This window comes from Pseudomonas sp. P1_F7, assembly GCF_056405655.1.
Window position 1 is genome coordinate 1 of sequence record NZ_JBFUBR010000074.1, and the last position, 634, is coordinate 634.

At 65.4% G+C, this 634-nt stretch carries 1 protein-coding gene; it reads right to left on the reverse strand.

The genetic code is table 11. The annotated features are described in order from the left end of the window. Positions 1-634: immunoglobulin-like domain-containing protein (locus AC1D1M_RS31435; RefSeq protein ID WP_477778696.1), on the reverse strand; the 634-nt coding region annotated here is incomplete at both ends.

The window sequence follows — 634 nt, forward strand, 5'->3', positions numbered from 1 at the left end:
CGACGGTGGCGGTGTAGGTGACAGTGCCGCCTTCAGCTGCGGTTTCAGTCGCGGTCAGCTTCACGGTGGTGGTGTCGATGGTGTCAGTGACGTTGGTCACCGCCGGCACGTTGCTYGGCACCAGGTTCTCGAAGTCGCCGCCGGTGGCGGTGGAAATGCTGACTTCGACTTTGCCAGCATCTTTGTACACGTCGTCTTTCGGCGCATCGACGGTCACCGAGCCAGTGGTTTTCCCGGCCTCAATCGTGATCACGGCACCGTTCGACAGGGTCACGGTCACCGGCGAACCGGCGGYGTTGGTCAGGGTSGCGGTGTAGACGATCGAGCCGCCCTCGGCGACCGRGYTTGTRGCRCTCAGGCTGAGGTTGGTGGTGTCGACGGTGTCGGTCACGGTGGTGCTGACCGGGGTCTTGTCGGCGACCAGGTTCTCGTARTTRCCGCCGCTGATGTCGGTGATCGAGTTGGTCAGCGGCGCGTGGCCRGTCAACACGTCGTTCGGYGCGGGGGTGGACACGSTGCCGGTGGTTTCGCCGACCGCGATGGTGATGCTCTGGCCGTTGGCCAGGGTCACGACGACCGGCGAACCGGTGACGGCGGCACCAACCGTCGCGGTGTAGGTGACGGTGCCGCCCTC